General features: G+C 46.8%; 7 protein-coding genes. All 7 read left to right on the forward strand.

The features are described 5' to 3' along the window. Positions 1-14 precede the first annotated feature (14 nt). The 7 genes from HPY90_RS06900 (at position 15) to HPY90_RS06930 (ending at position 8,853) form a co-directional block, all read left to right on the forward strand. Entirely contained in the window at positions 15-1,787 is a 1,773-nt protein-coding gene (locus tag HPY90_RS06900) for a polysaccharide biosynthesis protein (protein WP_287192800.1), read from the forward strand. A 134-nt stretch (positions 1,788-1,921) separates the two neighbouring features. Then, positions 1,922-3,133, forward strand: a complete 1,212-nt coding sequence (locus tag HPY90_RS06905; RefSeq protein ID WP_287192803.1) for a glycosyltransferase family 4 protein — start codon at positions 1,922-1,924, stop codon at positions 3,131-3,133. Between the two features lie 33 nt (positions 3,134-3,166). Beyond that, positions 3,167-4,240: a polysaccharide biosynthesis protein gene (locus tag HPY90_RS06910; RefSeq protein ID WP_287192806.1), complete on the forward strand. Its 1,074-nt coding sequence runs from the start codon at positions 3,167-3,169 to the stop codon at positions 4,238-4,240. Then, positions 4,237-5,352 (forward strand): capsular polysaccharide biosynthesis protein CapF, encoded by a 1,116-nt coding sequence (locus HPY90_RS06915; RefSeq protein WP_287192808.1) that lies wholly within the window; start codon positions 4,237-4,239, stop codon positions 5,350-5,352. The genes HPY90_RS06910 and HPY90_RS06915 overlap by 4 nt, the downstream gene beginning before the upstream one ends. A 2-nt stretch (positions 5,353-5,354) precedes the next feature. Continuing rightward, a complete protein-coding gene (gene wecB / locus HPY90_RS06920) occupies positions 5,355-6,485 on the forward strand; it encodes a non-hydrolyzing UDP-N-acetylglucosamine 2-epimerase (protein ID WP_287192811.1) in 1,131 nt (376 codons plus the stop codon). A gap of 9 nt (positions 6,486-6,494) precedes the next feature. Further along, a complete protein-coding gene (locus HPY90_RS06925; RefSeq protein ID WP_287192822.1) occupies positions 6,495-7,529 on the forward strand; it encodes a glycosyltransferase family 2 protein in 1,035 nt (344 codons plus the stop codon). Between the two features lie 16 nt (positions 7,530-7,545). Then, the gene (locus HPY90_RS06930) at positions 7,546-8,853 is read left to right on the forward strand and encodes a glycosyltransferase (RefSeq protein WP_287192814.1); all 1,308 of its coding nucleotides are present in this window, start codon (positions 7,546-7,548) and stop codon (positions 8,851-8,853) included. The last annotated feature ends 38 nt before the right edge of the window (positions 8,854-8,891 follow it).

An 8,891-nucleotide genomic window follows, 5' to 3' on the forward strand; every position in this document is an offset into this window, starting at 1 on the left:
CAGGCTACATATCGTTGTTCCTGAGACTCGACGGCGATATACCAAAACAATACTTAGATGGATTGCTGACGGTTCTTCCTCTTACCATAGCATGTTACTTGGCGGCCTTTGCCTATTTCAAGCTCTATCGACAGATGTGGGAGTATGCCAGTATAAGGGAGCTCATTATCATTGTCAAGGCGGCTACCGCTGGAGCGGCGGGGTCAACCCTCTGTACCTATCTCATCGGTTGGACCCTTCTTCCTCGCAGTGTACATATTATCGAGTGGATTATAACTATCGGTTTGATCGGTCTTTCCCGCATGAGCTCTAGGATAATTCGTGACGTGGGAAACGGTGGTTCTTCAGGAGGCAGGAGCCGGACGCTTATCGTGGGCGCGGGAGATGCCGGGATGTTGGTGGCAAGAGAGCTGCTTTCCCCAAACAGTAAGGCAACCCTTCATCCGGTGGGTTTTGTGGACGACGATCCGGGCAAAAGAGGACTGATGTTCAGTGGGCTGAAAGTTTTGGGAGACAGGCGTGACATCCCGCGCCTGGTGGAGAGGCACGATGTAGACACGATTCTCATTGCGATGCCCTCCGTGCCGGGAAGAACCGTCCGCGAGATCATTGATATATGCGGTCAAACCAAGGCCAGCATCAAGGTGCTTCCAGGGGTCTACGAATTGATAAACGGAAGAGTGAGGGTCAGCCGCATCAGATCGGTTTCGGTCGAGGACCTCCTGCGGCGGGAGCCGGTCAAAGTGGATCTAGAGGGGATCGCGGGATACCTTAAGGGCAAAGTGGTCCTGGTTACGGGGGGAGCGGGTTCCATCGGATCGGAACTCTGCCGGCAAGTGTGTTCGTTTAAACCCGCAGGTTTGATCGTCTTGGACAACTCCGAAAACGGCCTTTTTGAGATAGAACTGGAACTGCGCAAGAGCTACCCCGAAGCCCAAGTCATCCCCTGCCTGGCCGATGTCAAGGACCACGCTAAAATCGAGACTGTTTTCAGCAGGCACAGGCCCCAGGTAGTATTTCACGCTGCTGCTTATAAGCACGTTCCCATGATGGAAGTCAATCCCGATGAGGCGATGAGGAACAATGTGGGCGGGACCATCGTGGTCGCCTGCGCGGCAAAAAACTACGGGGCTGAGGTATTCATTTACATATCGACCGACAAGGCAGTCAACCCCACCAGCGTCATGGGCGCCACCAAGCGGGTGGGCGAGCTGATAGTTCAGTCCATGAACGGCAAGGGCAAGACGCGTTTCGCCTCCGTAAGGTTCGGCAACGTCCTGGGGAGCAGGGGCAGCGTGGTTCCCATTTTTGCCAGCCAAATAGCCAAAGGGGGCCCGGTGACCGTTACCCACGAAGACATGCAGCGCTACTTCATGACCATACCTGAGGCTGTGCAGCTGGTCATCCAGGCGGGAGCTCTGGCTCAGGGCGGAGAAATATTCGTTCTCGACATGGGCGAGCCCGTAAAAATCATCGATTTAGCGCGGGATATGATCAGGCTTTCTGGGCTCCGGCCGGATGTTGACATAAAGATCGAGATTACCGGGATAAGACCGGGCGAAAAACTGTGTGAAGAGCTCCTGAGCAGAAAAGAGTTGCTCGACGTAACGCGGCATCAGAGAATATTTATTGCTCGGGAAAACGGCGAAGAGGACCTAGAGAAGATTGGTGCCGTATTGAAGACATATTTGAAGTCGCTAGACGCCGCAGTTGGGTCAGAGATTTCCCAAATATTGCCGGAGCTGTCGCCAGGTCTTAGGCAATCGGCGAGCGTGCGGTTGAGATGAGAAGTTATGATCAGCGCGAAATATCCTAAGCTTAATAGACTACCAAAAGATGACATTTCGGTTTTCGTAATTGTGGAGCTAGTTTATTCAGGTTTGGAGGTCAAGAAATAAACATAGTTGTAGGGGCCAGGTTTATGAACGTGCTTTTCTTAACTATTGCTTATCCCGAGCGAGAGGGCGACCGCAATATATATACCGACTTAATGCAGGAATTTTGTGCTCGCGGCGATAAGGTTTATGTCATATGCCAGCGCGAGCGGCGGCACGGCAAGCCTACCGAATTTAAAAACGAAAACGGGGTAAACGTGCTGCGAGTAAGGACGGGGAATATAAAAAAGACAAGCAATATCATTGAAAAAGGCCTGGCGATGCTTCTCATTGATTGGCAGTTTATAGCAGCGATAAATAAATATCTGAGCAACATAAAATTTGATTTGGTGCTTTATTCAACCCCACCCATAACTTTTGAGCGGGTTGTAAAATACATAAAGGCGAGAGACAAGTGCAAGTCGTACCTTTTGCTGAAAGATATCTTCCCCCAAAATGCCGTGGATATTGGCCTTATGAAAAAAGGGGGTTTAATCTGGCGGTATTTTCGTGCAAAAGAAAAGCGTTTGTATGAAGTCTCGGATCATATCGGGTGCATGTCCCGGGCTAATGTGGAGTATCTATTGCGGCACAACCCTGACCTTGACCCTGCGAAGGTGGAAGAATGCCCCAACAGCATAAATCCACGGCCTCTTTCAATTGTTGATGAAACCAGACGCCTGGAAATACGCAAAAGATGGGGAATACCTCAAGACGCAGTGGTTTTTGTTTACGGGGGCAACCTGGGGCTTCCCCAAGGAATAGACTTTTTGCTTACTCTGCTAGATAGTATACAGAATAGGCACGACATTTTTTTTCTGATTGTCGGCTCTGGGACCGAGTACGGACGAATAAAGGCTCACCTCGAAACCGGCGATCATTCCAATGCCAGGCTTATAAGCTTTCTTCCCAAAGACGATTACGATCAACTGCTGGATGCTTGCGATGTAGGGATGATTTTTCTTGATGCACGGTTTACCATACCCAACTTTCCTTCTCGATTAACTGGCTACATGGAATCTGCGTTACCAGTACTGGCAGCGACTGACGAAAACACTGATATTAAGGACGTATTAAAAGAAGCCAATTGCGGCTTGTGGGTGAAGAGCGGAGACCTTGCTGCATTTATGGAAGCAGTAAACACCCTAGCGGCTGACCCTTCCCTCCGGCGAGGGATGGGGCTAAATGGCCGCTGTTATCTGGAAAAATACTATACAGTTTCCCGGGGGTATGACATCATAACCTCGCATTTCAAATAAGCTTCTTAGGTAAGCTGTAGGCGGTGAGTAAACATGTTTACAGGTAAATGCCTTCTTATTACCGGAGGCACTGGTTCATTCGGCAATGCTGTGCTAAAAAGATTCTTACATACCGATGTCCGCGAAATTCGTATCTTTTCCCGCGATGAAAAAAAACAGGACGACATGCGCAAGGCCCTTAAAAACCCCAAGGTTAAGTTTTTCATCGGCGATGTCCGCGATTATAACAGTGTTGCTACCGCGATGGTGGGGGTTGATTACGTCTTTCACGCGGCGGCTCTCAAACAGGTTCCTTCTTGTGAATTTTTCCCAATGGAAGCGGTAAAAACAAACATCATGGGCACAGAGAATGTCCTTAATGCAGCCATTGAACATGGGGTTAAAAAAGTAGTTTGCCTGTCAACTGACAAAGCGGTCTACCCCATCAACGCGATGGGCATGTCTAAAGCCCTTATGGAAAAAGTTATGGTTGCCAAATCGCGGATTGTCGATCCAGATAAGATTACCATCTGCGGTACTCGTTACGGCAACGTAATGGCTTCCCGAGGTTCGGTTATTCCGTTATTTGTAGAACAAATAAAGACAGGACAACCTTTAACAGTTACCGATCCCAACATGACCCGCTTTTTAATGTCCCTAGAAGAAGCGGTTGAGCTGGTCTTATTTGCCTTTAAAAACACCAACCCCGGGGATATATTTGTCCAAAAGGCTCCTGCAGCTACCATAGGAGATTTGGCCTTGGCTCTGAAGGAGCTATTCCAGGCTGATAACGAGATTAAAATTATCGGCACCCGCCACGGCGAAAAACTTCATGAGACTCTGTTAACAAGGGAAGAAATGGCATATGCGGAAGACTTGGGGAAGTATTACCGTATTCCACCTGACGACCGCGATCTAAATTACGACAAGTATTTTGTCAAAGGAGAGGAAAAGATCAGCCGGGCCAGAGAATACACTTCTGAGAATACCGAGCGGTTGAATGTAAACCAAATCAAAGAAAAACTCCTGAACCTTGAGTACATAAGGCAGGAACTGGAAGAATGGCGCTTGAAATCTCAGCCACGCCGTATCCAAAGAATTGAGGCGGTAAGGAGCGTTGATGTATGAAAACCGTGCTGGTTACCGGGGCTGAGGGGTTTATTGGGAAAAACCTGTGCGCTTCCCTGAAACAAAGGAAGGATATAAAGATTTTGCCCTACGACAAAGATAATTCTGCCCAGGAACTGGCAGAGTACGCAGCATGCGCCGACTTTGTGTTTCATCTGGCGGGGGTTAACCGGCCCCAGAACGTGGAGGAATTTGATGAGGGTAATTGGGGTTTTACTGTGCAGTTACTGGAATCGATTGCCAAAAGCAACCGAAAGGTTCCGATTGCGGTTACTTCTTCTATTCAGGCTGCTCTGGATAACCCCTATGGGGTTAGCAAAAAGAAAGCGGAAGATGCTCTTTGGGAGTGGTCACGTCGCAGTGGGGCGCCGGTCTATATATACCGTTTACCCAATGTTTTCGGCAAGTGGTGCCGCCCCAACTACAACTCAGTGGTGGCTACTTTCTGCTATAACATTGCCCGTGGGCGTCCCGTCCAGATAAACAACCCCGATGCTGAGCTTACGCTGGTATACATAGATGATGTGGTGGCTGAGCTGATCTCAGCTATGGAGGGCAATCCCCATAAGGATGACAGCGGCTTCTGTTATGTTCCCCGCACATTTAAGGTGACGCTGCAGCGGCTGGCCGACATCATATACTCCTTTGCTGCGAGCCGCAAAAATCTGGTGATGCCCAACTTTGAAAATGACCTGGAGCGGTTTCTTTATGCTACCTATATTTCCTATCTACCGGAGGACGGTTTTGGTTATGAACTGGAGTTGAAGCATGATCAGCGCGGATGGCTGGCGGAGTTTATCAAGTCGAAGCAGTTCGGGCAGATTTTCGCTTCGAGAACCAGACCAGGGATTACAAGGGGTAACCATTGGCACCATACTAAGGTCGAAAAGTTCTTGGTTATTGAGGGTAAGGGTATTATCCGATTCCGCCGGATAGACACTGGGGAAATTCTATCCTACGAGGTATCGGGCGAGAAGCCGGTAGTGGTGGATATACCGCCGGGTTACACGCACAGCATTACCAATGTTGGGGATAACGACCTTATAACGCTCTTCTGGGCGAATGAAATCTTTGATGAAGAACATCCGGATACCTACTATGCGGAGGTATAGTGATGCCTAGACTCAAGGTTATGACAGTAATCGGTACCCGCCCGGAGATAATCAGGTTGTCGGAGATAATTAAAGCGTGTGACCGCTACTTCCACCATATATTGGTTCACACTGGACAAAACTGGGATTACACACTAAATCAGATATTTTTTCAGGATTTGGGGTTAAGAGAGCCCGACTTTTATCTGGATTGTGCCGGCTCGCATTTGGGGGAAACAATCGGAAATATTATTGCCAGGTCCTATGAGGTTCTTCAGCGGGAGATGCCGGATGCCCTTCTCATCCTGGGCGACACCAATAGTGCGCTTGCGGCCATATCGGCCAAAAGACTAAAGATTCCCATTTTCCACATGGAGGCAGGGAATCGGTGCTTCGATGAGAATGTCCCCGAGGAGATAAACCGTCGGATTGTCGACCATATCTCTGACATCAACCTTCCCTATACCGAACATTCACGGCGGTATCTTTTGGCCGAAGGGTTCCGCGGGGATCGCATTTTCGTGACCGGTTCGCCCATGCCAGAGGTTTTGAAGCAGCACCGGAAACGAATTGAGGCCAGCACAATTTTGGAGCGATTAGGTTTGGCGCCGCGGCAGTATATACTTTTGTCTGCGCACCGGGAGGAAAACATCGATCAAGAAAAAAACTTCTTTTCCCTCATGAACGCAGTGAATAGGATGGCTGATCGGTATCAGATGCCGGTGATCTATTCGACCCACCCCCGTAGCCGAAAGTTTATCGAAGCTCGCGGTTTCGAATTTCATCCGTTGGTGAGAGACCTGGAACCGTTTAGTTTTACCGATTACGTGAAGCTGCAGCAAAACGCATACTGCGTTGTATCCGACAGCGGTACGCTCTCGGAGGAAAGTGCCATCCTTGGTTTTCCGGCAGTACTTATCAGGACTTCTACCGAAAGGCCAGAGGTTCTCGACAAGGGGACTTTGGTCATTGGAGGGATCACCGGGGAAGAAGTAGAGCAGGCAATCGAACTTGCTGTCAAAATGCATGAAAACGAAGAACCTACGTTTTTGCCACCTGACTATTGTGACACAAACGTCTCGGTCAAGGTGGTTAGGATCATACAGAGCTATACGAAAATTGTGAACAAAGTGGTGTGGGGGAAGACAGTATAGTTGAGAGGGATGTTGATGACTCGAGAACACACAGTATTGGATTTCCGTTTCCTTATTGAACCAGCGGTGAGCGTCATTATACCTGCATTCAACGTTGAGAGGTACATAGAGGAAATGTTGTATTCTCTGGAGATGCAGGTTTTTACTGACTTTGAGATCATAGTGGTTGATGATGGGTCTACGGATGAGACCTTTAATATAGTTAGGAAATACTTATCAGGAAGTAAGGTTGGTGGTTGTTTAATTAAGCAGGGGAACTCAGGTGTCAGCGTTGCTAGGAACACAGGTCTGCAGTACGCGCGGGGTAGATACGTCTGTTTTGTGGATGCCGATGATACAGTTTCTCCCTATTATCTTAAGACTCTTTACGATGCTAATATCGAAAATAATACTAAAATAGCCCTTTGTAAATTCACCACCTTTTCTGAAGGAAGCCCACATTCATCATATGGATTATCTGAAGGAGAAGTTTGGGTTTGTGAGTCTCTAAGGCTGATGCGAAATATGTTGTTGGGTAAAATCGGTGTCGGCTGTTGGAGCCTTCTTATCCAACGTGAGTTGTTGATAAAAGAAGGTATATACTTTGCCGAAGGCTATCGTTACTCTGAAGATTTGCATTTCGTGTGGAGAGCCTTAGCGCATGTAGACAAAGTAAGCCTCTGCCACAGGCGTCTGTACAATTACAGATTCAGGGAAGGATCGGCCATGGCAAAGTTTGGGCCTGAGCGGTTGGAAGGGTTATACCTGATGGAGGACTTGGTGCGATTTTTTGAAGTCCATTGTCCCTCTTTTGGAAAGGAATTTGAAATACATGGTGTGGCAAGATGGGTATGGGCAACCCTGTGGCAGGCGGCTTGTGCCTTGCCCTACCCGAAGTTTGTTAAGTTGTGCAATGATTTAAAAGCTACAGAAAGGATGAAACGCCTTAGAGACTTTTCTGATGTCAGGGTACGGTTAAGTTCAATATTGTTTCTAATAAATGCACGTGCATATTACATGATAGCCCGTACCGTTGCTCACATTGCTGGCATGAACAGGTTTTGAGGAGTTTGAGAGTAAGATGGAACTATTGTTTGTAACGAATTTTACCGAAGAACAGACGTATTGGAAAATAGTTTCGGAATGCACTATAAAGCCTGCCGGTTCCGCATCGCAAGTATTTGAAGGGCTATTTCTAAAAGGATTTAGTATGTTAGACAATGTAAATGTTACTGCATGTTCGTTTCGGTTAATCCCATCCTTTCCTGCTAACAAGCGCATTTTTTGGCCTTCATATAGTGAACGATTATTTGGTAATACGTTGTGCATTTATTTGCCCGTTGTAAATTTACCACTTGTTAAGCAGCTTATCCAATCTATAGGATTAGGCTTTGAAATAATAAGATGGGCAGTATTTAATAGGAGAAAAAGAAAAGCAATTATCTTCACCTGTATTAACGTACCCATGGTTTTTTCGGCACTCATCTTGCGACCAATTATAAGAACTCCGGTTTTTGTTATAGTTCCTGACTTACCCTCGTTAATCTTGACGTATACTAAACAATCGGGCCTAAAGAAGGTGCTGAGTTACCCTTTTAAGTGGCTTTGCAATATAGCCGAATCTAGATTTGATGGATACATTCTGCTGACCAAGTATATGAATGGAGTTATCAATCGGAAGAATCGTCCGTCGATTGTAATTGAAGGAATGAGTGATCCTGAATTGACAGATGTGAAGGATGATAAAATTTGCATGGAATCTGATAATGTTATTATGTATGCTGGGGCTTTATATAGACAGTTTGGCATTGATAAGTTGATTAGTGCTTTTAGGAAATTGAGACAAGAGAATATACAATTATGGATTTTTGGCACCGGGGACATGGACGACGAGATTAGACAACAGGCGTTAATAGACTCACGAATTAAGTTCTTTGGAATGTATCCCAGGAAAGAAGTTGTTGAGTTTGAGAAGAAAGCATCATTGCTAATTAATCCACGGCCATCGGATTCGGTTTTTGCTTTATATTCGTTCCCTTCCAAGACTCTGGAGTATATGGCAACAGGGACTCCGGTATTGACGACACGTTTACCCGGTATCCCTGAAGAGTACTTTGATTATGTGTACGTCATTGAAAATGAAACCGATGATGGCATTGCAGAAGCGATACAACGAGTACTAATGCTACCTCAGCATGAAAGAAATATACGAGGCCAGCGGGCGAGACAGTTTGCACTTGAAAACAAGAATTGTTATGTGCAGGCAAAGAAGGTAATTGAGATGATAGAGGCTTGTATGGGGGACTGTACAATTAACTGTGTAAACCCCTTTGGGAAAAAGGTAAACTTTTACCAAGGGGGTAAGGAAAATGGACGAAAAACTTTTTAGGAAGCACCTTCGGGAATTTATCAAAGAAAACAATCTGG

The sequence above is a fragment of the Syntrophothermus sp. genome, from assembly GCF_013314835.1.
GTDB lineage: Bacteria > Bacillota > Syntrophomonadia > Syntrophomonadales > Syntrophothermaceae > Syntrophothermus > Syntrophothermus lipocalidus.